Genomic DNA, 23,697 nt, shown 5'->3' on the forward strand with positions numbered 1-23,697 from the left:
TATTTATTTATCAAACAGCCATGTTTTTAATATAGCAGCATACTCACGAAAGTAGGCTTGAAGTTTAATTGAATTTGGTGTCTTTGCGCCTAAAGGATAAACATCAAAACCTTGGCGCTTTGCAATAATAGAAGCGCGAAACAGATGAAAATCACTGCTAACAAGCACGATTCGTTTATCTTGAATATCAACTTTCTTTTTGGTGAAAGTAAAATTCTCAAAAGTAGAAGTTGACTGACCCTCTTTTATAATTCGATTCTTTTTAATTCCTGCTTTTCGTAGAAAACGGTAGGCTGCCTCTGCTTCAGAAATTTCTTCATCAGATCCTTTTCCACCCGTTACGATAACTTTTGTTTGTTTATGAGTCTTTAAATAAGATAAAGCTGTTTTTGCTCGCTCTTTTAAACTAGGAGACATTTGATCACCATCTACTTTAGAACCTAAAACGAGGACATAATCTGCGTTTTGTGGAACAGACTTGTGAGCAGTTTGATACATACAAAAAGATATAATTACTATATAAAGAACAAGCGAACCAATAAAGGTATAAATCATTTTTTTCTTCAACTGTGAGCACCTTCCTAGCTATTTCATAAGATGTTTGGAAAATAATTGTTATTATAGCATACGAGACCCAAATAAGTATAAACACAGTAATATATAATAATAGAAGAAAATCGTTATTGTGAATGGCTATAAAATTCGTTACAATAAAGAATAAATGATTTTAAAAGTGCCTCTAAGGAGGATAATAGGGAAATCGGTGAGAATCCGGTGCAGCCCCCGCTACTGTAAATGTGGATGAACCTGCAAAGACCCACTAGTCAAACTAGGAAGGGTGCAGAAGTAAAATGAAGCATAAGCCAGGAGACCTGCTTTTAAAAACCCCTTATTTTTCGGTGGGAGAAATAAGTCAAGACAATGTGTTAATGAGCGCATGACCAAACCTTGACTTTTACAGTTAAGGTTTTTTTATGTGGTAGGGAGTGGATAAAGTGAAAAAAGGAAAACCTCTTATGATTCAAGGAACGCATTCAGACGCTGGAAAAAGCATGATTGCTACAGCATTTTGCCGTATTTTTAAAGAAGACGGCTATCAAACTGCACCGTTTAAATCGCAAAACATGGCGCTCAATTCATACATTACAATGGATGGAAAAGAAATTGGCAGAGCGCAGGGAATTCAAGCAGAAGCTGCTGGAGTAGAAGCAACAACTAATATGAACCCTATTTTAATTAAACCAACTCGTGATCATGAATCTCAAATTGTCGTTCATGGAAAGCCGCTTCGTAATATGTTTGCTTTTCAGTATCGGCAAGAATTTTTTAATGAAGGTTTGAACGTTATCACTGAGTCTTATAAAGAGCTTGCCAGTCATTATGATCGAATTGTGATTGAAGGTGCTGGAAGTCCTGCTGAAGTCAATTTGAACGATCGGGAACTGGTAAATATGCGCGTAGCAAAGATAGCCCAAGCGCCTGTTGTGTTAGTAGGAGATATTGATAAAGGAGGGGTTTTTGCGAGTCTGGTGGGTACTCTTCAATTGCTTCCAGATGAACATAAACCTAGAGTAATTGGAGTGTTAATCAATAAATTCCGAGGAGACTTAGAGCTTTTAAAACCGGGGTTGAAGTGGTTTGAAGAATACACGGGAGTTCCGGTACTAGGAGTGATTCCTTATATGCACGACGTGGAAATTGACGCTGAAGATTCGCTATCACTCAGAAATTACTCAACGCTTGTGAATCCGTTAAAAGAAATCGATATTGCGGTTATCTCGTATCCTCGCATCTCAAATTTTACGGACATTGATCCTCTAAGCTTAGAAGAAGACTGTCATGTGAGACTTGTAACCAAGCCATCACAACTAGGTACGCCTGATTTAATTGTTTTACCAGGAAGCAAAAATACGATTGAAGATGCGCAGTTTTTACAAGAAAGCGGCCTGGATCTAGCCATTAATCAAGTCTTGAACGCAACGAACGCTCACGTTATTGGCATCTGCGGGGGATATCAAATGTTAGGCGAGACAATTACGGACCCCGATGCAGTAGAGTCCCGGATTGAATCTATTAAAGGGCTGTGTTTGCTTCCAGTGGAAACCGTTATGACAACCAGCAAAAAAACAGAAAGAGTTTCTGGATATGTTCAGTTAGAGAGTGAGAAGGTTTCAATTGAAGGCTATGAAATTCATATGGGAAAGACGATTTCTAAAAGCATGACGGAAGCCTTTGCGGTGGTAGATGATCAAAAAGAAGGAACGGTTAAAGACAACATCATTGGCACGTATGTTCATGATGTGTTTCATAACGATGCTTTGCGCAGAGCTTTGCTTAATCAAATTCGTAAACATAAAAAATTGCCGCCTATTACGGATACATTCAACAGTCGCCTGCAAAAAGAGGAGTCTTTTTCAAAAGCAGCAGCATATGTGAGAGAAGCTGTAGATATGGAAAAGCTGTATCATTTAATAGACAACTATAAAAGCCCGGAGCAAGCACAAAAAGTGTAGCTTGTAGAGGTTTTCGCTTGTTTTTTCACCGAGAACTTTAGTACGCTATTCTACGTTGCCTAGTTCAACAGTCTAGCACTCGTAACAAATAAAAGATGATTGTTTCCAATACTATGTAGGATGGAAACATGGTTTATGGACAGGAAAATGAATGGTTAATGTAATGTAAAACATCACGCCTCGTTTCCTAGAGGAGCTGAAAGTATTGATTTTTAAACGTATTTTTTTAAACAAAGCATCTATTTTATACATAGTCAGTTTATTTATTGTATGTACTTCGGTGATTATGGGAGTATTTATTGGTACAGTTTCGTTAACCGTAGGAGATACAATCAAAATTATTATTGGCCACCTTACCGGACTATCCTTATATCATGGTCCGGAAAACATGGATTTAATCATTTGGCAAATTCGTTTTCCAAGAGTACTGGTGGCATTTTTAGTAGGAGCTTCGCTTTCAATAGCAGGGGCTGCCTTTCAAGGGCTATTAAGAAACTCTCTTGCGGATCCTTACACGATCGGAGTTTCCTCAGGTGCAACCCTTGGCTCTGTCATGGCAATTTATTTTCACTGGAGTATTTTTGGTTTGTCTATCTTCACGCTGCCTGTAGTCGGCATCGTATCTGGTTTTATTACTCTTCTTTTAGTTTTTGGTATTACGAAACTCGCAAGCGGCAATTTGGCCAATGAAACCATCATCTTAGCGGGGATTATTTTATCATCCTTTATGAGCGCGCTTATTTCATTAATTGTAGCTCTTTCTCCTGAAGAAGATGTAAGGCAGGTTTTATATTGGCTAATGGGAAGCGTATCAATGAGAGGATGGTCGCATATTCAAATTTTAGGGCCGTTCTTTTTAGTCGGTACGATTATGCTGCTGTTACATGTGAAAGAGCTGAACGGCTTAGCATTTGGCGATCAATCCGCTCAATTTATGGGGATAGACGTAAAGAAGAAAAAAAGAATGATTTTAATAGGTGCATCCGTATTAACCGGGGCTGCGGTATCAGTATCTGGGGCAATTGGATTTGTTGGCTTAGTTATTCCCCACGTAGTGCGTCTCGTAGCGGGAGCTAATCATAAGCATGTACTGCCGCTTTCTATTTTAATCGGAGGAAGTTATTTGGTTTTAGCCGATTTATTAGCAAGAACGATATTAGAACCTCGTGAACTGCCGATTGGAGTCGTAACCGCCTTAATTGGTTCGCCAATTTTTACGCTGCTGCTTGTAAAAGAACGTATGCGGAAAAGAGGAATATCATGATTGAACTATATAATGTGACGGGAGGATACGATAAACAGAAACCGACCGTTCGTGACATCACGTTCACCGTAGACAAAGGTTCTTTTGTTGCTTTACTAGGACCAAATGGAAGCGGAAAAACAACGCTTATTCGCTTAATTATGAATGTATTAACCACTCAATCAGGAGAAGTGAAGGTAGAAGGGAAGTCAGTGAAGGCTTATTCACCAAAACAACTGGCGCAAAAAGTTGCAGTCATGACGCAAGAAAATCAAATTGGATTAGAATTTACGGTTCAAGAAATTGTTTCACTGGGACGTTATCCTTATCAGGCAAAAGGTTTGTTTAGCACTGTATCAGCACAGGATGAAGAAGTGGTAGAAAGCGTGATGAAATTAACAAACGTCTGGCACTATCGAAATCATACCTTTCAATCGCTGAGCGGTGGAGAAAAACAGCGGGTTTTACTTGCTAAAGCACTGGCGCAAGAACCTGACTACTTACTTCTTGATGAACCAACGAATCACTTAGATGTAAAACATACGATGGAACTGCTTCAGCTGTTAAAAACGTTACAGCAGGAAATGAGCTTGACGGTTCTGGCCATTTTGCATGATCTCAACATTGCCTCGCTGTTTGCAGATAATGCCGTATTATTGAAAGATGGAAGAGTAGAAGAAACGGGGATGGATGCCATTTTTCAGGATGCAGCTACGTTAAAAAGAGTATATGGCGTTGATTTGCATGTATTTCACCATCCCGCTGTGAACAAGCGGCAAATTGCTTTTGTGCCGCCGTATCAATATCCAGAGACGGACTTCCATGAGTTGTATCAGTTGCAAAAGGAACCGGGCAAGCTATGTTTATCCTTTGCTCGTCCTTTGAGAACTGTTTCACTGGGTTCCAATGAAACAGGTCTAGACTGGTGTCAAGAAATTGTTCAACAGCAAAGCAGTTCTAACACGGCGTGGAAATCTGCGTCTTTATCTAGTCATGAAGTTCGCTTAAAAGACGATAAAGGTTACTCGTGGCTGACTGTACTGACACATGGACAAAAAGAGAATGAAATGAATATTGTTCTACTAACAAATACACCGCTTTCGGACGCGAACTTACTTCATGCTGCGATGAAGGTAATTGAATACCGGGCTTTCTTAGGAAAAACAGGCCGTATTGTTGTAGCATCATCTCATCATAAAGAAGAAAATCAAGAAGAAATTTCAGCGTTCTTAATGGAACGCCTACAGAAAGAATTACAACTATTTATGGAAACAAAAATGACCGACAATTGCTTTAAATAAGCAGTAGCGGTCATTTTTTATTCTTCGGAGTGATCAGGCTTTTCTGTTTCACCTCCTGAACTCATCGTTGTCTCAGTTGTATGTTCATCAATCTTTTTTTCTTTTAGCTTAACAGAAAATAAGTCTTTGACTTCTTCATCCACTTGATCGGAGTCAGCGCTGTAAGTTGTACCAATGTTTAAGTGGCCGGTCAAATCTTTAATGCCTAGCTGGCCAAAATTATTACTAAGGTCAATTTTGTCTAACAATACTTTTTCCACCATAATTTTTTCAACAACAATGGACTGCTTTGGCTGAGTTACTTCATCAATCTTTTTGTCAAGAGTTTTCACCATCTCATATAAAGCTGTATTGGACGATTCTTCCTTTAACGCAGAGAGCTGATTCTGAATGTCTTCGAAATTAGGAGCTGACTGCATAGCCGAAAGTAAATGAGCTGTTTGCTCGTGCAGTTGAGACAATGATTGAATAAGATGAGCTGATTCATGTAATTGCTGATGAAGCTCTTCTATTTTAGGAATCGCGTCGGTTAAACGCGTCACTTGATCAATAATTCCCTGCAGGTTCAGCGCTGAATCTGACGAATGAACAGGTTTTGTGAATTCAACTTCATCAGATGTCTTAGGCTCCGTTTGGCTCGGCAACTTCTTTGGCTGCTGAGGGGGTTTCTTTAGATTAGACTGTTTTTTAGTTTTCATCTTTTCGGGTAATTCTTTCCGCTTTTGATTAGAGCTTTGGTCTATGGGACTTACTTTTTTTTTGGTTGGAAGGGAAGACGGATTTATTTTGCGGACTGTTTCAATTTTAGGCGATTGTTTAAACCACTTAGAAAACATGAAATTCCCTGCCTTTCATGCTACGTATAGTTCTGCACAATAAATTACAAATCAAATTTCACGTGCAATAGACCATCTTTAAATGATGCGTGACACGGCGCTTCCCCTACAGCAGGTGGAAGGATGATTGATCGTTGAAACGTTCCTTCACGTCTTTCTTTGTGAAGAACATTTGCATCCTTCATCGTTAAAAGAGATGAACCGGATATGTGTAAAGTATTTTCATGCATGGTCAATTCGACGTCCGTTCGTTTAGCACCGGGTATTTCAATCACAACTAACAGTTGATTTGCCCATTCGTATACATCAATTAAAGGATAATCTCGATACTCATTTACAATTTGAGGAGAAGCATCTGCTTCCGTATCATTCTTTTCTTCAGGATCATCATCAAAAATCTTTTCCCAAAATTTTGTATGGTTTTCTTCTTGTAACGTTTCTGCCCACTTTTTAAACTTTCCATGATTCATATTTGTCACCTTCTTTAAAAAAATAAAACAAGGCCTTTTGCCGCTTTCTATTTTATATGTATGCATGAAAACAGAAAAAAACGTCCACTTTAATCTAAATCGTGGACGTCTATTTGAGACATAGGAATATTAACATGTTTAGGCATCCGGATTTCCAACACCCCGGAACGATATACGGCGCGTGTACCTTTTTTGCGAACCGAACAAGGAAGCTGAATTTCTTCTTTGAAGGATTCTTCTCCATCTATTCCTTCAATCGTACACACGTATGGAGTATGATAGACTTTAATGCTTGATACAATATCGCGGTTAGGAATTTTTAACTGAACAATGCATTCGTCTAATGTATTAATGACGTTTGAATCAAATCTTCTTAGCTGTTGTCCATGACCTTCATTTCCCACATCCTGCTGTTCTTTCATCATGTCTTGGGCTTGCTTAAAGAATTCATTTCCTTGCATAAAATCCGGAAAAGAATGGGACATCGTAGAAGAAATCATTTGCTGAATATATTTATTCATGTCTTTAGATGCCATTCCTTTTGGGATATTTTCCATCATTCCTTTAAACGGAGACTTTCCAAATGGAAACATATTTACACACCTCCTTGTAATGTGCCAAGTAAAACGACAAAATCGTTAAATCTAAATTTGATTTCCAATTGGAGCTGAAGGGTTTGCAATTTGATCTTGATCACTTACGTCAGGATCTAACACGCCCGTATTCATTTGAGAGCAAGTAGGAGAGAAGTTACCTAAAGAGAAATTTGCGCCGTTAAACTTTGAGTTCGCCGTGTGACTGTTTTGAATGGTGGAACCGAAATCGATATTTGCATTTTGCGTGACACCGTTTGTTACGATATTAAAAACGTTAATTTGAAGAGGCATAAAGAGACTCCTTACTGTTTTTATTCATTCTACTCCAACGGCCTATTGCGTTCAGAGAGAATGTATTCACCGTTTGTCGTCATGCTATTGACAAGCATTGCCCTATATCACTGCTGATAACCATTGACATGATCAACGTTTGCAATATCTGTTTGGTCATTTGTATCAGGATCGATATAAATGTTTCGCATTTTCGAGGAAGCAGGTGAGACATCGCCATAAGAAGAGTTCGTACCAGTGGATTTTGAATGAGCCGTGTGACTGTTATGGAGTGCTTCGCCAATGTTGACAGAACCGTTGCTTGAGATACTGTTGATCTTTAAATTATAAATGTTAATAACACTTGGCATAGGCTCTCACCCTTTTCTATGGTTGATTAATGTATCCTATGATGATAAGTGCCTAAACGTTCACAATTCCTCATAACTAAAATCGCCTTTTCCGATTGAAGGAAAAAGCGATTGAGAGAGGATTACTTAATGATATGATGGGCTTATGAAATGGGTGCAATACGACAATTCTTTTTTTCTAAAATGTAAGAGATGCTTTGTTGGACAGTGGAAAATGTTCGCCAATTAAACTGAGAATCTACAAGCGACAGAGCCATTTTTGAAGAAAGACCAACAATAAGGCAAGTGGTACCAATCAAACGCAAAGCATCGTGGAGCGTGTTAATATAATAACCGTGTTCTTCATCTAATGAATGAAGGGAAGATAAATCAATAAGCAAATAGCGCGCCTGTTCTTTTACAACTGCCTCCAATACCGTTTCAGTTAGCTTCTTTCCACGTTCTATATCCATCTTACCGGTAATGGGCACAGCTAAAACCTCGTCCCATATCTTTAATAAAGGAGTGGACAAATCCTCGATTAACCGTTCTTTTTCAAGCTCTGCTTCGGCTTGATCTGTAAAGTCTAATAGCATAAGCAAGTAGCCATAACGCTCGCCGTCTTTTGTATCAATGGGGTGAATCACAGCTTCTGCTACGTATTGACTGCCAATCGTTATACGCGTTCTGTAGGTTGTATGAAGAGAGGTGAGTAAATTTTCCGCTTCTTCAGAATTGGAATGAAAGAAGTCCATATGCTTTCCAATTAACTCTTCGATATGAGATAACTGGTAGATTGGGAGTACTGGCTGAAGTGTTTCAATTGCTCTTGCATTCATCCACTGCACACGATAGTCTTGATCTGCAATGATCATGGTTTCTTGAATATTTTCTAAAATCAAATGTCCATTAAGCTTTTGTGGAAGTCGTCCAATTCCATTCATTCTCCATCTCTCCTTATGCGTGTAGTAAGTTTATGTACATCTACTTTATATTTTACAGTGAAAAGAATGAAGAAGGCTATAAAAAATTTATTAACGTATGTAGGGATCATGGTATGTAAAAAAACGTAGGAGTAAGCACTCGCTTCAATCAAAAAACTCCCCTGGGTAAAGGGGAGTTCACTTTATTCATATGATTTAATAAAATCAACGTTATATTTTTCAACGCTTGATAAGTAGGAGTCTCTAAATGATGAATCAGGCGTATACCATGACTTTTCATAAAAATAGGCTTGAAGATCTTTCGATTTAAATACATACCCATGCCGCGCATAGATTTCATTTCGAGCTAGCCTTCGTTCACTCGAGCTCAAACTGCTAATATCACCATAACTTAATTTGTAAGAATCCGAACCCGGAAGAATATAAGAGCTTGAAGTAGCATAAGAGCGCGGCCCAGGCACGATTACTTCTCGTTCTTTTATGACGGTTTTTTCCTTTTCAACGGGCGGCGTTTGTATATTTAATATAATACTTTCTTCATTTTGAATGGTGTAAGGACTGCTTTTGAACGTGGTGCCGCCTTTTTGCACTTCTGCATGAACAGTGACGCTTCCATCCGTGGCAACAGGCCCTATTTGTGATGAGCTATTCACCTGAAGCCCCGTGCTTTTTCCGTTTACGAATAAAATAGCGTCATCTCTATTCGATGAGATTGTAACATAAGCCCCTTTAAATACAACAGATATATTTTCTTCTTTTTGACGGTAAAAATTTACAGTGGTTTGGTCTGTAAGCTTTCCGTAAGAGCTTTCATAAGAAGCTGTAAGCGGGTAATTTCCAATCATAAAAGGCCCTATTTTTTGCGTTTGATTTTTGGATATGGATTGTTTTGTATCATTGACTGTAACTGTTGCATCCTCTGGCGTGGTGAGGGAGATATAATATGATGACGGCACAACCACGTACTGTTTTTTGAAGAGTGGTGAATGTTTCTGTTCTTTTATTGTAAAGTAGATACTCGATTTATTTTTCAAATCATTTTCAACGTCTCGTAAAATAGAACCATCGGAAGTTGCATCCAACAGAGCTTGAATAGATGTGTCATTAATAACTATAGTAGACTGCGAAGAGTCTAATAACTCTCTTAACACAGCTGTATCTTTCGATTCCAATGCCTCAATAAAGCGGTCAGCCGTTTTTTCTTCTGAACCAGAGAAAAAGAAATAAAATACAAAAGTTAAAAGAAGTATAAGCACAATACCCCCGCCAATATACCAGCTCTTTTTATGCTTAGCTGCAGCTGGCGACACGGTGAAAGAAAAGCCGCAGTTATTGCAAAATAATTGATCTGTGCTTGCACTGGCACCGCATTTTGGACATTGATTCATTCACACCATTCCCTTCTTTTTGTTCCATTAAATGTATGGAACGTATAGGTAAAACAGACCATTAAATTGGAAAAAGAATAGATTTAACGAGAAAGATAAACACACCAAACATGCACAGAAAAGATGAGGTATGCTATGATAAGAACTATATATTAATCCGATAGGGACACTCTGTCATATAAAAAGGAGATGAAGCAAATGAGTGTTTCATTTGTAAATAAAAATCAAAAGTCTACGTACGAAAAACTGCTACCTCTAGTCGAAAAATTTAAGAAACGAGCTTTTAAAATAGATGAAGAAGGTACGTTTCCGTTTGAAAATATTCAAGAGTTAAAAGAAGCTGGCTATACACGTCTTTCTCTAGAAAGCAACTATGGAGGAGATGAATTACGCCTTTATGATTTTTTATTATTTCAAGAATTAATTGCTCAAGGGGACGCTTCTACGGCTCTTAGTATTGGATGGCATATGGGGATTACAATGGACTTGCGTGAAAAACAGCCTTGGAGTCAGCAAATGCTCGATTTTATTTTTAAAGAAATAGAAAAAGGTGCACTTATTAATACCGCCGCTACTGAACCGAAGACAGGAAGTCCTACTCGAGGAGGCAAACCGGAAACGCTAGCTGTAAAAACAAAAAAAGGCTGGCGAATCAATGGCCGAAAAACATTCACCACGATGTCTCCAGTGTTAAATTACTTCTTAGTAAAAGCAAGCATTGAAGGTGAAGAAGAGATCGGCTTATTTTTAATTCCTCGTGAAACAAGCGGACTTTCAATAGAAGAAACATGGGATATGATTGCAATGCGCGGGACAGGAAGTCACGATCTTGTGCTAGAAAATGTCGATATTGAGCAAGACTTTCTTGTTGAACGCCTAGGTGGCTTTAAAAAGAATGAGCCAAGCGGCTGGTTGCTTCATATACCAGCTTGCTACATGGGTACAGCCATCGCAGCAAGAGATTATGCTGTCGCATTTGCTACAGAATATTCGCCTAATAGTATTGAAGGAACGATTAGCGAGTTGCCAAATGTGCAGCGTTTAGTCGGAGAGATGGAACTTGAACTCATGCAGGCGCGTCACTTTATGTACAGCGTGGCAAATAAATGGGATGAAACAAGCGACCGAGCAGCATTAGCGGGAGAATTAGCAGCTGTCAAACACGTAGTGACCAATAGTGCCTGTACGGTTGTTGACAAAGCCATGCGCATAGTAGGAGCGCGTAGCTTGCAGCGCAGTAATCCGCTGCAGCGCTATTATAGAGACGTGCGTGCTGGGCTCCACAACCCTCCAATGGATGATATGACGGTTGTTAATTTAGCGAAGCAGGCGTTTGCTAGATAAAACTTAATAACATGTTAAATGATGAAAAACTGCTTATTATAGGCTATTCTATAGTAAGCAGTTTTTTCGTTACAAAAGGAGGAATTGAAGATGAAGTCCGTAAGAGAAATTCAGCTGACACCTCATAATATCGCGTGGGAAAAGGAATTTTCAAAAGAAGCTGCCACCTTAACAACTATAATGTCAGCTCAAGTTTTAGAGGTTCATCATATCGGAAGCACTGCTGTTCCCGGCTTAAGCGCAAAACCGATTATTGATTTACTTATTGAAGTAAAAGATATAAAAAAAGTAGATACATATAATCAGAAGATGGAACAGCTTGGTTACGAAGCGAGAGGTGAAAACGGCATAAAAGGAAGACGATACTTCCAAAAAGGCGGAAATGAAAGAACCCATCATGTTCATATTTATGAAAAAGGCCATCCAGAAATTAATCGGCATATATGGTTTCGAGATTATCTGCGTGCTAACCTTGATGCAGCGAAAGAATACGAAGCGTTGAAAACAGAACTAGCGCATCGCTATCGCTTTGAACCGGAAAAATATGTGGAAAATAAAACGAATTTTATTCATAAAATAGATGGGCTAGCTTTAAAATGGAGAAAGGGAAGCAGCAATAAGAATAGGAAAGATGATCTTAGATAAAAAGGAGGAACGAGCTTGACTCCAGTTCTAAATCGACAGACAAATACAGGTAAAAAGAAAAAAACAATATGGATCAGCCTGATATCCTTTGTTATTCTTTGTTTTGTACTTTGTACGGCCATTTCTCTTTATGTAGGCATAAGCCTGACAAAACTAGATAAAAATCCTGCTGTGAAAAATCCTAGTGATTACGGCATGCACTATAGCAATCAAGTATTTTTGAGCAAAGACGGAATAACCCATTTAAAAGGATGGATGATTGAACCAACGGAACAGCCAAAAGCGACCGTTATTATGTCACATGGATACGGAAATAACCGTGAAGCACAAGGAGCTGGCTTTCTGCCGCTGAGTAAAGAATTTGTAAAAGCGGGATATCGAGTAGTCATGTTTGACTTTAGAGATTCAGGAGACTCAGAAGGAAATCAAACGACGATTGGTGTAAAAGAACAGCTCGATTTATTAGGCGTTATTCAGAAAATGAAAGAAACAACAAAAGAGCCAATTGTGCTCTACGGCATTTCAATGGGAGCAGCCACTTCTTTATTAGCAGCCTCTCAAGATGACGACGTAAAAGCAGTGGTAGCCGATAGTCCTTTTAGTGATTTAACCTCTTATTTAAAAGAAAATCTATCTGTATGGTCTCATTTACCAAATTTTCCATTTACACCGCTAACCATTGCTATTCTTCCTGTTATTGCAGATGTAAATCCTGCTGAAGCTAGTCCTATTAAAGCAGTCGAGCATATTTACCCTCGACCAATTTTATTTATACACAGCACAGGAGATACAAAAATCCCTTACACTGAAAGTGAAAAAATGGCTAAAACACACCCGGATGCTTTTTCCTTCTGGAAAACTGATAAAGCAGAACACGTTCAAAATTATCATGTATACAAAAAAGAATATGTAAAGCGCGTATTATCTTTTATTGAGCAATCGCTGTAAAAAAAGTGGATGGGACAAAAATATTTTAGACGAAATGAAAAACGAACCATTAATCAAGACTTTTGATTAGTGGTTCGTTTTTTTATTAGGACAAACGTAGGTTTCATTTCGTTATGTCTCAACCTCTTTTAGCCGTTGGTTTTACCTTGTTCTATAAGCTCAGCATGTAAATTACGAAGAATGTAGGTTTTATAACTTTCTAGCTTTCTTCCATCGATTTTAGATATATTGGCCGCTTTTAACTGCTGAACAAACCAGCCCTTTGAATAGATATGAGCCATTGTTAATCACTCCTTCAAAAAAATCCACTCTAAATAATTAACTATATTCATAAAAAGAACTAAAAAGAAGTGAACGAAGCAAATGAATTGACGTTCATTTTTTACAGCGTTATACTGCTCTACAGCTACATAAAAGGAGGAAATGAACAATGAGCAAACAGTATATAAACGTAAATGGCGTTAATTTGCACTACATAAGCAAGGGACAAGGAGAGCTTATGCTATTTCTTCATGGGTTTCCTGACTTTTCGCATATTTGGCGACACCAGATAGATGAATTTTCTAGTGATTTTCACACAGTTGCTCTGGACTTAAGAGGATATAACTTATCTGAAAAGCCAAGCGGACTAAAATCATACGAGATTGATGTATTAGTAGAAGATATTCGCCAAGTGATTGAAGGCCTAGGATATAGCTCCTGCACGCTAGTTGTACACGACTGGGGAGCAGGAATCGGATGGACATTCGCTTATCGCTACCCGGAATATGTACAAAAATTAATTGCTTTTAACGGTCCGCACCCTTATACATTTATGCGTGAGCTTAGAACAAATAAAAATCAGCAAAAAGCAAGCGAGTATATGAAATGGTTTCAAAAACAAGAAGCACAGGACTATATGGAACGAGACAACTTCTCAGGTTTGCGTAAGCTTGTGATCGACCCAGGTGTAAAAAAAGGATACCTAACAGCTGATGATGTTCAAGCATACATGAACTCTTGGGAAAATGGCTCTGTGCTGTCCATGCTAAGTTATTACCGCAATTTAAAGATTTTCACGGAAGAAGACCTTCGAAGAAAATCTTTGTTTCCGTTAGAAGAAGAAGTGTTAAACATCCCGGTACAAATTATTTGGGGAAATCAAGATCCTACTTTTATGCCTGAAAACTTAGATGGTATTGAAGAATATGTGCCAAACATATCTGTTCACCGATTAGCTGAAGCATCTCATGCCCCTCAGCATGAAAAGCCTCAAGAAGTAAACAACGTGATGTGGAATTTTTTAAATAAGTAAAGAGAAAAAGAAAGGTTTCCTTTAGAAACCTTTCTTTTTCTTTTGAATTTAAAATAATTTTAAAAAAAGTGATCCAACAGAATAAGGTGATCGTTAGGTAAGTAGAAAAGGAAGTACTTCTTGAAAAAAGCGGTTAAAAACTTTTTCAAAAAAAGTGATCTAGCTGAACAAAGCGTTCGTTAGATAAGTAGAAAGGGAAGGAATTCTTGACGAAAATGACATCTTAAAAAAGTTTTAAAAAAGTGATCCAAGGTCATTCGCCAATCGTTTAGTAGATAGAAAGAGAATACTTCCTAAAAAGAGTCATTAAATACGGGAGAACATGAAGGTAAAATATAAAGAATATTCAAAATGTTCAATCTGTTTAATGATTTAAGATGTAGTAAGAATGAAAAAAGTAGCGTACATCAACTAAAAATGAGGAGAGTGGAAAATGATGAAATTAAGCAAAAAGTTAATGATCCCTGTACTAGGAGCTTCACTATTGATGCCCACAATTGCAAACGCAGAGGAAGCACAACCAACGGCAGTAACAAAAGCTGCAGATTTACGAGCGAACTTAGACTACTTATTATCTGAACACTTTACGCTTGCCGTTGCCGCTATGACAACAGCCTATGACGGTTCTAAAGACGCTGACGCTGCGTTTAAAGCATTGGACCAAAATGCCGTTGACATGGAGCCTGCTATTGCGTCTGTCTATGGTGATAAAGGAGCAGCTGAATTTGAAAGAATTTTCAGAGAACATAATAGTTACACAGATGATTTTGTAAAAGCAACAAAAGAAAATGACAAAGAAGCCATGGCTGAAGTAGATAAAGAAGTAAATCAATTCGTAAATGAATTTGCTAAGTTCTTAAGTACTGCTACGGAAGGCAAACTACCTGAAGATGCAGCAAAAGAAGCGCTTCGCGTACATGAAGACCAAGTAAAAGAAACATTTGAAGATTATGTAGCAGGTGACTACGAAGCGGCCGCTAAAACATACCGCGAAGGATATCAGCAAATGTTTGCCATTAGTAAAGCGTTATCAAATGCAATCGTAACGCAAATGCCCGATAAATTCGATAATACCAAAGTAGATACACCAGCAGCAGATTTACGTTCTTCATTAAACAGCTTAGCAGCAGAACATTTTGCTTTAGCAACAATGGGAATGGAAAAAGGGTTCAACGGTTCAAAAGATTACGACTATGTTAGCTGGTTAGAAAATGCTAACACAGCAGATTTTAAAGCTGCAATCGGTTCAGTATATGGCGATGAAGGGGCTGCACAATTCGAAAAAATTTGGCAAGGAGATCACATCAATGCCCAAGCTGAACTAGTAAGTGCACAAGTAAAAGGCGATGAAGCAGGAGAAAAAGCTGCTAAAGACAAGCTCCATAAATTCGCGCAAGAATTTGGTACATTCTTAGGAACAGCAACAGATGGAAACCTTCCAACTGCAGACGCACAGGCAGCTATAAAAGCACATGAAGATACGGTTATTAAAACATTTGAGCAATATGCATCCGGCGACTACGCTGGAAGTTATGATACGTACCGTGAAGGGTATAAATTAATGTTTGGTGTCGGCCAAGCTTTAGGTGAAGCGATTGTAAAACAAAATCCCGATAAGTTTGCTGAGACAGCTATGCCAACAGATATGCCGAAAACAGGTATGGGCGGGGCATCTGAATCAACGATGAACCCACTAACAGCGATCTATATTGCACTAGGTTCGTTAGCTGTATTAACAGCTGGAGTTATTTTACGCAAGAAACCAGTAAGCAAATAATATTTTTTCTCCTTTTCCTTATGAATTACAAGTCAAGAGTCCTAAAAAAAGAAGAGAGGTTGTTCTCTCTTCTTTTTTATAAACAGCTGTGAAACGAGGTGACGATGTGAAAAAAGCGATTGTTCTCGCCTACTGTATATTAAGTTTAGTCCTGCTTGTTAGCGGCGGACTATATTTTAAAGAACAAATGGTAGAAGCAAAAGAAATGAAGCAACAGAATGCAGCTAAGCAAAAAGAAAAAGAATCACAATCAAAGGATTTAAAAAGCCGGGTAACGCTTGAAGAGGAATTTGCTGTATTAAAACAGCATAAAACAGAAGCCAAACAGTTAAACAAAGAATTCAAAGGAATCATTCCTGCAAAAGTGTCCATTCCAGCTATTCATGTGGAGGCTTCAATTGAACAAGTAGGGTTATTAGACAGCGGTGAAATGGCAGCGCCATCTACAGAAAATGGAGTTGCTTGGTTTGAACCAGGAGCTAAACCTGGCGTAAAAGGAAATGCTGTACTAGCAGGACACGTAGACAGTAAAACCGGTCCTGCCGTCTTTTACAATCTAAAAAACTTAAAAAAAGACGATGAAATTACCGTAAGAGATGCACAGGGGACCACGCTTACCTTTGTTGTTAAACGTACAAAAAGCTATCCGCGAGATAAGGCACCTTTAAACGAAATTTTTGGGTACAGCAACAAACGTAATTTAAATCTAATTACGTGTACAGGCACGTTTGACCGTGCAGAAGGAACCCATCAAGAGAGGTTAGTTGTATATACAGAACTAAAAGCTGACCAAGCAAAAGAATTGGAGCGTGAAGCAACTGCACCACAACCTCCTACACATGTAAAGATGAGCGGTAATTTGCTTACGTGGTACGCGGTACGAGAAGGCAATATTATCGGTTACCGAATTTATAAAAAGAACCCAGGCGGAACATTTGTCCATATTGGCAGCGTTTCGGAATTTGAGCGAAAAAGCTTTGCCGACTCCGACGCATCTCAGTCTCGTTATTATGTAACAGCTGTTAACGAGTCAGGAAAAGAGTCTGCCCCATCTAGTATAGCGAAATAACAAAAAGCTCTCTTCAAACGGAGAGCTTTTTGTTATTTTTGATTGTCGATTCAAAAGATCTCTTCTGGCTTTCTATTTATCTAAATGCTATTAGTTTTAATAGATAAATAAAAATTCCTTAAAAATAATACTTGAATAATATAAATATTCAGATTATTATGTACTAATAGTCTTTTTGGTAATTAAAAGGAAAAAAAACAAAAAGAATCTAAAAGAAAAGGGAGAGAAAGTATGGCACAACCTAATTTGCAAACAGAGCAAAAACCACATCTAACAACCTTTCTAGACAAACTATTAGGAAGAGTAGAAGCATTCGGAAACAAACTACCTGATCCTTTTATTTTGTTTGTATGCTTAGCGCTTATTATCGTATTAGCGTCTGTTGCTATTAATAGTATGGGAGTAACAGTGGTCCATCCTGGTACTAATAAGACTCTTCCAATTAAAAGTTTGTTGTCGCATGAAGGCATTCAGTATATCTTAACATCGATGCTGACCAATTTCACTGAATTTAAGCCCCTAGGACTTGTACTTGCTATGATGCTTGGAGTCGGACTTGCAGAAAAAGTAGGTCTGCTTGAAGTGGCCATAAAGAAAACGATTTTAAATGCTCCAAAAGCTCTTATTACATACGCCATCATTTTTACAGGAATTATGGCCAACTTAGCGGCAGATGCTGCTTTTGTCATCGTTCCTCCGCTTGCAGCAATGATATTTTATACAGTAGGAAGGCACCCGCTTGCTGGATTAGCGGCAGGATTTGCTGGGGTGGGTTCAGGCTTTACAGCGAATCTTATTATATCCGGAACCGATGGATTGTTATCGGGCATTTCTACTGAAGCTGCTAAAACAATTGACCCAAGCGCTGCTGTCAGTCCTGCAGCGAACTGGTACTTCATGGCGGCTTCTGTATTTGTTTTAACTATTATAGGAGCGATCGTCACTGAAAAGATTGTAGAACCTAGACTGGGTAATTATAAAGGAAAAAAACGCAATGATTTTGGTGAAATTAGTGAGGCAGAAGCAAGAGGCTTAAAAAACAGTATCGTTGCTGCATGTATTTATGTCGTTGTACTAGCTGTTTTCTTATTTTGGCCCAACTCTCCTCTACGAAATGAAGACGGCGGAATTGTTCCATCTCCTTTTTTAGATGGTATCATTCCGATTACGCTGCTGTTTTTTGTGGTAGTTGGCTCTGTTTATGGAATAACAGTAGGGAAAATCAAAAGTTCTAGAGATATACCTGCTTATATGACTGATTCGATGAAAGATATGGCAAGCTACATCGTCCTTATTTTTGCGGCTGCTCAATTTATTGCCTACTTTAATTGGACGAATCTTGGAACGTGGATCGCAGTAGAAGGAGCGGATATATTGAATGCATTACATCTAACAGGCTTTCCCGTTGTAATTGGTTTTGTATTTTTAACAGCTCTGCTGAATCTTCTTATTTTCAGCGGCTCTGCTCAATGGGCACTAGAAGCACCTATTTTTATTCCATTGTTCATGCTGTTAGGGTACAACCCTGGATTTATTCAAGCAGCTTACCGAATAGCAGATTCGTCTACCAATGTAATCACTCCTTTAAATCCTTACATGATTGTCATTTTAGCCTTTATGAAAGAATACGAGCCAAAAGCAGGGCTTGGAACCATCATTTCACTTATGCTTCCTTATACTTTAGCCTTCTTAGGAATTTGGATTATAATGTTGATTGTTTTTGCTGTATTCGGTATTCCTCTAGGACCAGGTGTATATATGTATTTGTAAAGAAAAATCCTCTTCTACTCCAAGAAGAGGATTTTTTATGTTAGAAATTCTAACACTTATAAATGATATTTCAGCTTATGTGTACATAGGAGAATAAATAACAAAAAGAAAAGAGGATAAAAAAACAAAAATTTTCTGAATAAATTTGCAAAAAGTAGTTGCTAAATACATATAAATCAAATATGATAGTAAACATAACAAAACATGTTATATAATCTAACATTAAATTTAGGGGTTATTTATTCGTACTTAAGGGGGAAATCATCATGCAAATGGGCGATTCAGTATTTATGTTTTTTTCAGCATTATTGGTTTGGATTATGACACCAGCTATTGCATTGTTTTACGGAGGCATGGTTCGAAGTAAAAACATGTTAAGTACCGCGATGTATAGCGTAGGTTCATTAGCTGTCATATCTGTTCTTTGGATAGTAGCTGGCTATTCGTTAGCATTTTCGACCGGTGGCAATGCTTTTATTGGAAACTTGGACTGGGTGGGATTAAAAGGCGTTGGATTCACTCCAAACGGGGACTACAGCGCAACGATCCCGCATAACATGTTTATGATGTTTCAACTAACATTTGCTGTGTTAACAGTAGCTATTATCTCGGGTGCTTTTGCAGAGCGCATGAAGTTTTCAGCATTTATCTTATTTGCTATCCTATGGTCATTATTTGTATATGCACCCGTTGCACACTGGGTTTGGGGAGTTGGCGGATGGCTTCGTGAACTAGGAGCTATTGACTTTGCTGGCGGAAACGTCGTTCACATTTCATCAGGTGTAGCAGGATTAATTCTAGCTCTTGTTGTTGGAAAACGAAAAAATGCCGATGCTGCAGCACCTCACAATTTACCGCTAACTCTTTTAGGCGGAATGCTGATTTGGTTCGGGTGGTTTGGATTTAACGTTGGAAGTTCCTTAACTATTAACAGCGTTGCAATGACGGCTTTCATTAACACGAATACAGCGGCAGCAACAGGAATTATCGGCTGGCTTGTAGTAGAGTGGATTATTAATAAAAAGCCTACGCTGCTTGGAGCCGTTTCGGGAGCGATTGCTGGACTTGTAGCTATTACACCAGCTTGTGGATTCGTTACACCGTTTGCTTCTATTGTAATTGGTTTTATCGGCGGAGCAGTTTGTTTCTGGGGTATCTTCTCACTTAAAAAGAAAATCGGTTACGACGATGCGTTAGATGCATTTGGTCTTCACGGTATTGGGGGAACATGGGGAGGTATCGCAACGGGTTTATTTGCCACAACTTCTGTAAATGATGCCGGCGCGAATGGTTTATTCTACGGAGACCCAAGTCTACTATGGAAACAGCTGGTGGCTATCGTAGCAACGTATCTGTTTGTCGGCATCGCTACCTTCATTATTGTTAAAGTGGTTGGGTTGGTAGTATCTCTACGCGCAACACAAGAAGAAGAAACGCTCGGGCTTGATATTACGCTGCACGGTGAAAGAGCGTATCACGAATCGAATATGTAAAAGGGGTGGGCACAGTGAGTGATGTTTTAACAAAAATTGAAATTATTACGCGCCCTTCAAAGTTTGAAGAGCTTAAGCAAGAACTAGCAAAAATTGGCGTGAGCGGTATTACGGTTACAGATGCGTTAGGATGCGGATTGCAAAAAGGCATTACGGAACTTTACAGGGGGGTCAAAAAACAAGACAATATGCACGCCCGAATTAAAGTGGAAATTGTGGTCTGCGAAGTTCCCGTATCCGACGTTGTTGATAAAGCAAGAAAAGTACTAAATACAGGTCAGCCTGGAGATGGGAAAATATTTATCTATGAATTAAAAAATGCGATTAAGATCCGAACAGGGGAAGAGGGATCACAGGCATTACGAAACAATAGTTAAACTCGGGGAGAAGCGGAAAACAAAGGGTCATAAAAAGGTGCATAATATGCACCTTTTTTTAGGTTGAATAGTTACAAGGCATGTTTCTTTATGGTGACATGCTTTTTTGTTATATATACAGCCAAAGAGTATATTGTAGAAAATAACTATATTTTTATTTTTTCAGCTTCTCTTTGTATATGAGATTGAATCTATTATGAAAGATTGCGAGAAAAAAGGGGTACATAAACAGTAATCTTTTTCATCGTTTCCAGAAATAACATTTTTTACAAAGATATTCGAGATTATTATGGAATTAAATAAAAGCGGAATGACCATTTTGCTCGTTGAACAAAACGCTTATCAAGCACTGCAAATCGCGCACCGAGGCTACGTGATTCAAACGGGAGGAATTATTTTGCAAGGAAAAGGACCGGAATTAATTCACAATGAAAAAATAAAAGAAGCTTATTTAGCTTAAAAAACAAACCGCATCGCGTTTTAACGCTGCGGTTTATTTTTGTTCACAGGGGATGATTTGGATAAAGCAGGTAAGCATTGCTATTATCTGGTTTAGTTTCTTAATTAAGTAGGGAACGTTTAAAATAAGATTATTGAATAAGTGAGTAATTAGATAACCTCCTAGATGAAAGGAATGCTTCAATTTAAAGCTTTTTCATAAAAAACAAAAAAAGTTGAAACTTTTTTCATCAAAAAACGTTTATAAAGTAATAGAAAAAAATGGGTACGGTTATTTACACTCAAAAAGGAAGTGAGAGCGTGGCGACGCTGAAAACTAATTATTTGACTGACTTATGCTTAATCTATAGAGAAAGTCAATTTTATGTAATGCAAATACCTAGTTTCTACAAAAAAATGGCTAGCAAATACTTTCAGTTTCAGCCCCAAGAAAAAATAATTGCGTATTTACACAGCTCTTTTATAGCGGGCCTAGATAAAAGGGGAATTTGCTTTACAAATAAGGGGATTTACTGGAAAAGCAGAGGGATGAAAAAAGGAAAAATGTTATGGGAAGATTTCGCTAACATTCAATCCATTACCATTCGAAAAGAAGAAATGATTTGTTTTAATGACGTGGAGAAATTTCAAGTCAATCAAAACGATTACTCAGCTAGAAAGCTAGTATCTCTATTAAAAAAAATCAAGAAATTTATTCGCACTCATTCCCATGAATATATGTGTCAAGACTATATATATCCATGTGTATCCTCAAAAGAATTAACTTCTATTTGTTCATCTTTTCAAATTCATCAAACACCTGATCCAAAAGATGTGTTGTCGGTAGCAGGACAACTATGTGAAGAAGTTGAAAAAGAGATGCGAAACAGGCTCTATTTACCTGCAAAAGAAAAAATTGTAGCTCATTTAAATACATATCCTCTTCAAAAAACCGAGGGGATTACCGTTTGTTCTAAAGGAATTTATTTCTCAAAATCTTTTAAAACAGTTTATTACCCTTGGCACTTATTTCGCCACGTGAGTATTTCAGTGGAAACAGAGGAATTAAAAATTGCTAAAAAACATTCGTTATCTCTCAACTCAGCTGCCGTATCAAGCGGAGAAGTAATGCTGTTTCTCAAACAAATTAAACAGCATGTGCAGGCTTTGCATGAAAAAGAAATCGATATTAAACAAGATAATAAGTTTGCATGGAAAATGTTAATTTAAAAAACAGGTTACCGGTAATCTGTTTTTTTGTTTTGTAGTTCTTTAGAATCATTTATTTGGAATATTGAAAGACATCATACAAGTAAACAAGACTAGAATATTGGAAGTTAAGAAAATTTTTCCATGACTATAAGGTTAATTTTACCAAAATGTCTTTTTCGTTTGGATAATTATGCTAAAATAGAGCTCGAGTTTATTTTAAGGAGCTGACAACAAGATGGAACGTAATTATTCAATTGATTTTATTAAGTTTTTTGCTACAGTGTTTGTGGTTTGTATTCATGTTAATCCATCACATGACGATTTCTTTTTAGGGAACCAGGAAAATGTGCTAGATGTCATTGTTGACACATTTGCACGATTCGCGGTTCCTTTTTTCTTTATTGTATCAGGGTATTTGTTTATGAATAAAATTCAAAAACATCCAAAACCTTCTGCATACTTAAAAAAATACACGTGGAATATTTCAAAGCTTTATGCATGTTGGTTCATCTTTTATTTATTGTTTGGTGTAGTTCTGCGCTTATTTCAAAACCACGGAACATTAGCAGAGCGAAAAGATGCAGTAGCTGATTATTTAACATCATCCATCACATTCAAAGATATCTTTTATTATGGAAGTGACACAAGCGGATTTCAGCTTTGGTACTTGATTGCGTTAATTTGGGCTGTTGTTATCGTTTTCTTATTTCAAAGATGGAAAAAGATCGGTTTATTAATGATTATCAGCACCGTATTATATGTAACTGGGTTATTTGGACAGTCTTATTCTTTATTTTTTCCACTTTCTTTTCAAACGAGAGATGCCCTGTTCTTTGGTTTATTCTATACAGTATTAGGAGCTATGTTTGCCCTTTATGGTAAGCAAATTCTGTCAGTATTAAACGTAAGGCCCATGATTTATTTAGCCAGCTTTTTTGTGTTTTCAGCGTTAGAGATCGCCGAGCGCTACTGGTTGGTCAATATCCAGCACAGCAAGCCCGGAGACTATTTTATTTCTACGATTTTTTTATCGGCATCATTGTTTTTATTCGTATTAAGCAGTCCAAGTCTTGGCAAAAACTCGTTTTTTTCAAAGGTTGGGAAAAATTCAGTTGGCATTTATGTCGTGCATATATGTATATTAAATGAGACCTATCGATTGCTTCGTTCCATAGATTCTTCTTTCTTTACAAATAGTATCGTCGCATATGTACTTATCGTCCCAGCAGTTTTTTGGTGCTCGTACTATTTATACAGAGGGATTCAATGGACAAAGGGAAAGTTACATGCAAAGCCGCACAAACATTCGTTTACAAAGCTACAGCATAAATAAGAAAAGCACCGGAGCAAGGGACTGACCCCAAAGCTTCCGGTGTTTTTTTGATAAAAAATGAGTAATTTAAAACCTAATTGGCTTGA

The 23,697-nt window shown here is 37.8% G+C and carries 23 protein-coding genes, 1 pseudogene and 1 riboswitch; of the genes and pseudogenes, 15 read left to right on the forward strand and 9 right to left on the reverse strand.

What is annotated here, in order from left to right; genetic code table 11:
• Nucleotides 1-3: 3 nt before the first annotated feature.
• On the reverse strand, nt 4-567 hold the full coding sequence (locus ACH6EI_RS09580; protein WP_099000307.1) for a YdcF family protein: 564 nt from the start codon (nt 565-567) through the stop codon (nt 4-6).
• A gap of 147 nt (nt 568-714) precedes the next feature.
• Nucleotides 715-894, forward strand: a riboswitch (cobalamin riboswitch).
• A 92-nt stretch (nt 895-986) separates the two neighbouring features.
• Here ACH6EI_RS09580 and ACH6EI_RS09585 point away from each other — a divergent pair.
• From ACH6EI_RS09585 to ACH6EI_RS09595, 3 genes are all read left to right on the forward strand, one after another.
• Nucleotides 987-2,513 carry a cobyric acid synthase gene (locus tag ACH6EI_RS09585; RefSeq protein ID WP_098113847.1) on the forward strand — a complete coding sequence of 509 codons (1,527 nt, stop codon included), beginning with the start codon at nt 987-989 and terminating at the stop codon, nt 2,511-2,513.
• 205 nt (nt 2,514-2,718) lie between these two features.
• Entirely contained in the window at nt 2,719-3,777 is a 1,059-nt protein-coding gene (locus ACH6EI_RS09590; protein WP_028412841.1) for a FecCD family ABC transporter permease, read from the forward strand.
• Entirely contained in the window at nt 3,774-5,057 is a 1,284-nt protein-coding gene (locus ACH6EI_RS09595; RefSeq protein WP_099000306.1) for an ABC transporter ATP-binding protein, read from the forward strand. Before ACH6EI_RS09590 ends, ACH6EI_RS09595 begins: the two co-directional genes overlap by 4 nt.
• A 17-nt stretch (nt 5,058-5,074) precedes the next feature.
• Here the strand turns inward: ACH6EI_RS09595 and ACH6EI_RS09600 are convergent, their stop codons facing one another.
• The 7 genes from ACH6EI_RS09600 to ACH6EI_RS09630 form a co-directional block, all read right to left on the reverse strand.
• Nucleotides 5,075-5,893: a hypothetical protein gene (locus ACH6EI_RS09600; protein ID WP_028412843.1), complete on the reverse strand. Its 819-nt coding sequence runs from the start codon at nt 5,891-5,893 to the stop codon at nt 5,075-5,077.
• A gap of 44 nt (nt 5,894-5,937) precedes the next feature.
• Nucleotides 5,938-6,363, reverse strand: a complete 426-nt coding sequence (locus ACH6EI_RS09605; RefSeq protein WP_028412844.1) for an Hsp20/alpha crystallin family protein — start codon at nt 6,361-6,363, stop codon at nt 5,938-5,940.
• 89 nt (nt 6,364-6,452) lie between these two features.
• Nucleotides 6,453-6,956, reverse strand: a complete 504-nt coding sequence (locus ACH6EI_RS09610; RefSeq protein WP_028412845.1) for an Hsp20/alpha crystallin family protein — start codon at nt 6,954-6,956, stop codon at nt 6,453-6,455.
• Between the two features lie 51 nt (nt 6,957-7,007).
• Nucleotides 7,008-7,250, reverse strand: coding sequence for a spore germination protein (locus ACH6EI_RS09615; RefSeq protein ID WP_013057626.1), 243 nt, complete (start codon nt 7,248-7,250; stop codon nt 7,008-7,010).
• A 107-nt stretch (nt 7,251-7,357) separates the two neighbouring features.
• The gene (locus tag ACH6EI_RS09620) at nt 7,358-7,600 is read right to left on the reverse strand and encodes a spore germination protein (protein WP_013057625.1); all 243 of its coding nucleotides are present in this window, start codon (nt 7,598-7,600) and stop codon (nt 7,358-7,360) included.
• 143 nt (nt 7,601-7,743) lie between these two features.
• Nucleotides 7,744-8,523 carry an STAS domain-containing protein gene (locus ACH6EI_RS09625; RefSeq protein ID WP_028412846.1) on the reverse strand — a complete coding sequence of 260 codons (780 nt, stop codon included), beginning with the start codon at nt 8,521-8,523 and terminating at the stop codon, nt 7,744-7,746.
• A 182-nt stretch (nt 8,524-8,705) separates the two neighbouring features.
• On the reverse strand, nt 8,706-9,911 hold the full coding sequence (locus tag ACH6EI_RS09630) for a TcaA 3rd/4th domain-containing protein (RefSeq protein WP_028412847.1): 1,206 nt from the start codon (nt 9,909-9,911) through the stop codon (nt 8,706-8,708).
• 198 nt (nt 9,912-10,109) lie between these two features.
• Here ACH6EI_RS09630 and ACH6EI_RS09635 point away from each other — a divergent pair, with 198 nt between their 5' ends.
• The 3 genes from ACH6EI_RS09635 (at nt 10,110) to ACH6EI_RS09645 (ending at nt 12,848) form a co-directional block, all read left to right on the forward strand.
• Nucleotides 10,110-11,255, forward strand: a complete 1,146-nt coding sequence (locus ACH6EI_RS09635; RefSeq protein WP_033579423.1) for an acyl-CoA dehydrogenase family protein — start codon at nt 10,110-10,112, stop codon at nt 11,253-11,255.
• Nucleotides 11,256-11,345: 90 nt separating this feature from the next.
• Entirely contained in the window at nt 11,346-11,900 is a 555-nt protein-coding gene (locus tag ACH6EI_RS09640) for a GrpB family protein (RefSeq protein ID WP_099000305.1), read from the forward strand.
• Nucleotides 11,901-11,915: 15 nt separating this feature from the next.
• Complete coding sequence (locus ACH6EI_RS09645; protein ID WP_099000304.1) at nt 11,916-12,848, forward strand: alpha/beta hydrolase; 933 nt, start codon at nt 11,916-11,918, stop codon at nt 12,846-12,848.
• Nucleotides 12,849-12,976: 128 nt separating this feature from the next.
• On the opposite strand, the gene ACH6EI_RS09650 is transcribed toward ACH6EI_RS09645, so the two are convergent.
• Nucleotides 12,977-13,129, reverse strand: a complete 153-nt coding sequence (locus tag ACH6EI_RS09650; protein ID WP_081732856.1) for a YflJ family protein — start codon at nt 13,127-13,129, stop codon at nt 12,977-12,979.
• A 149-nt stretch (nt 13,130-13,278) separates the two neighbouring features.
• Between ACH6EI_RS09650 and ACH6EI_RS09655 the strand changes: the two genes are divergently transcribed.
• The 9 genes and pseudogenes from ACH6EI_RS09655 to ACH6EI_RS09695 all read left to right on the forward strand — a co-directional run bounded on the left by ACH6EI_RS09655 (nt 13,279) and on the right by ACH6EI_RS09695 (nt 23,611).
• Entirely contained in the window at nt 13,279-14,142 is an 864-nt protein-coding gene (locus ACH6EI_RS09655; protein ID WP_099000303.1) for an alpha/beta fold hydrolase, read from the forward strand.
• 433 nt (nt 14,143-14,575) lie between these two features.
• Entirely contained in the window at nt 14,576-15,919 is a 1,344-nt protein-coding gene (locus ACH6EI_RS09660; protein ID WP_099000302.1) for a copper amine oxidase, read from the forward strand.
• 106 nt (nt 15,920-16,025) lie between these two features.
• Entirely contained in the window at nt 16,026-16,988 is a 963-nt protein-coding gene (locus tag ACH6EI_RS09665; RefSeq protein WP_099000301.1) for a class F sortase, read from the forward strand.
• Between the two features lie 231 nt (nt 16,989-17,219).
• Nucleotides 17,220-18,758 (forward strand): AbgT family transporter, encoded by a 1,539-nt coding sequence (locus tag ACH6EI_RS09670; protein WP_176551777.1) that lies wholly within the window; start codon nt 17,220-17,222, stop codon nt 18,756-18,758.
• A 266-nt stretch (nt 18,759-19,024) separates the two neighbouring features.
• On the forward strand, nt 19,025-20,251 hold the full coding sequence (locus ACH6EI_RS09675; protein ID WP_028412855.1) for an ammonium transporter: 1,227 nt from the start codon (nt 19,025-19,027) through the stop codon (nt 20,249-20,251).
• Between the two features lie 14 nt (nt 20,252-20,265).
• Entirely contained in the window at nt 20,266-20,628 is a 363-nt protein-coding gene (locus ACH6EI_RS09680) for a P-II family nitrogen regulator (RefSeq protein ID WP_013057611.1), read from the forward strand.
• 271 nt (nt 20,629-20,899) lie between these two features.
• Nucleotides 20,900-21,088: pseudogene (locus ACH6EI_RS09685) on the forward strand (ABC transporter ATP-binding protein); the annotation flags it as partial.
• A 527-nt stretch (nt 21,089-21,615) separates the two neighbouring features.
• Nucleotides 21,616-22,296 carry a hypothetical protein gene (locus ACH6EI_RS09690; protein ID WP_223546143.1) on the forward strand — a complete coding sequence of 227 codons (681 nt, stop codon included), beginning with the start codon at nt 21,616-21,618 and terminating at the stop codon, nt 22,294-22,296.
• Nucleotides 22,297-22,513: 217 nt separating this feature from the next.
• Entirely contained in the window at nt 22,514-23,611 is a 1,098-nt protein-coding gene (locus tag ACH6EI_RS09695) for an acyltransferase (protein WP_099000300.1), read from the forward strand.
• Nucleotides 23,612-23,697 lie beyond the last annotated feature (86 nt).

It is taken from the genome of Priestia sp. JSM ZJ58, from assembly GCF_044383985.1.
In the GTDB taxonomy this organism is placed as follows: Bacteria; Bacillota; Bacilli; order Bacillales; family Bacillaceae_H; genus Priestia; species Priestia zanthoxyli.

Bases quoted from the DNA above. Each gene is read 5' to 3' on its own strand.
- ACH6EI_RS09660 (WP_099000302.1), top strand. From the start codon at position 14,576: ATGATGAAATTAAGCAAAAAGTTAATGATCCCTGTACTAGGAGCTTCA.
- ACH6EI_RS09655 (WP_099000303.1), top strand. From the start codon at position 13,279: ATGAGCAAACAGTATATAAACGTAAATGGCGTTAATTTGCACTACATA.
- ACH6EI_RS09620 (WP_013057625.1), bottom strand. From the start codon at position 7,600: ATGCCAAGTGTTATTAACATTTATAATTTAAAGATCAACAGTATCTCA.
- ACH6EI_RS09635 (WP_033579423.1), top strand. From the start codon at position 10,110: ATGAGTGTTTCATTTGTAAATAAAAATCAAAAGTCTACGTACGAAAAA.
- ACH6EI_RS09600 (WP_028412843.1), bottom strand. From the start codon at position 5,893: ATGTTTTCTAAGTGGTTTAAACAATCGCCTAAAATTGAAACAGTCCGC.
- ACH6EI_RS09595 (WP_099000306.1), top strand. From the start codon at position 3,774: ATGATTGAACTATATAATGTGACGGGAGGATACGATAAACAGAAACCG.
- ACH6EI_RS09610 (WP_028412845.1), bottom strand. From the start codon at position 6,956: ATGTTTCCATTTGGAAAGTCTCCGTTTAAAGGAATGATGGAAAATATC.
- ACH6EI_RS09605 (WP_028412844.1), bottom strand. From the start codon at position 6,363: ATGAATCATGGAAAGTTTAAAAAGTGGGCAGAAACGTTACAAGAAGAA.
- ACH6EI_RS09615 (WP_013057626.1), bottom strand. From the start codon at position 7,250: ATGCCTCTTCAAATTAACGTTTTTAATATCGTAACAAACGGTGTCACG.
- ACH6EI_RS09675 (WP_028412855.1), top strand. From the start codon at position 19,025: ATGCAAATGGGCGATTCAGTATTTATGTTTTTTTCAGCATTATTGGTT.
- ACH6EI_RS09695 (WP_099000300.1), top strand. From the start codon at position 22,514: ATGGAACGTAATTATTCAATTGATTTTATTAAGTTTTTTGCTACAGTG.
- ACH6EI_RS09650 (WP_081732856.1), bottom strand. From the start codon at position 13,129: ATGGCTCATATCTATTCAAAGGGCTGGTTTGTTCAGCAGTTAAAAGCG.
- ACH6EI_RS09670 (WP_176551777.1), top strand. From the start codon at position 17,220: ATGGCACAACCTAATTTGCAAACAGAGCAAAAACCACATCTAACAACC.
- ACH6EI_RS09690 (WP_223546143.1), top strand. From the start codon at position 21,616: ATGAAAAAAGGAAAAATGTTATGGGAAGATTTCGCTAACATTCAATCC.
- ACH6EI_RS09630 (WP_028412847.1), bottom strand. From the start codon at position 9,911: ATGAATCAATGTCCAAAATGCGGTGCCAGTGCAAGCACAGATCAATTA.
- ACH6EI_RS09640 (WP_099000305.1), top strand. From the start codon at position 11,346: ATGAAGTCCGTAAGAGAAATTCAGCTGACACCTCATAATATCGCGTGG.
- ACH6EI_RS09625 (WP_028412846.1), bottom strand. From the start codon at position 8,523: ATGAATGGAATTGGACGACTTCCACAAAAGCTTAATGGACATTTGATT.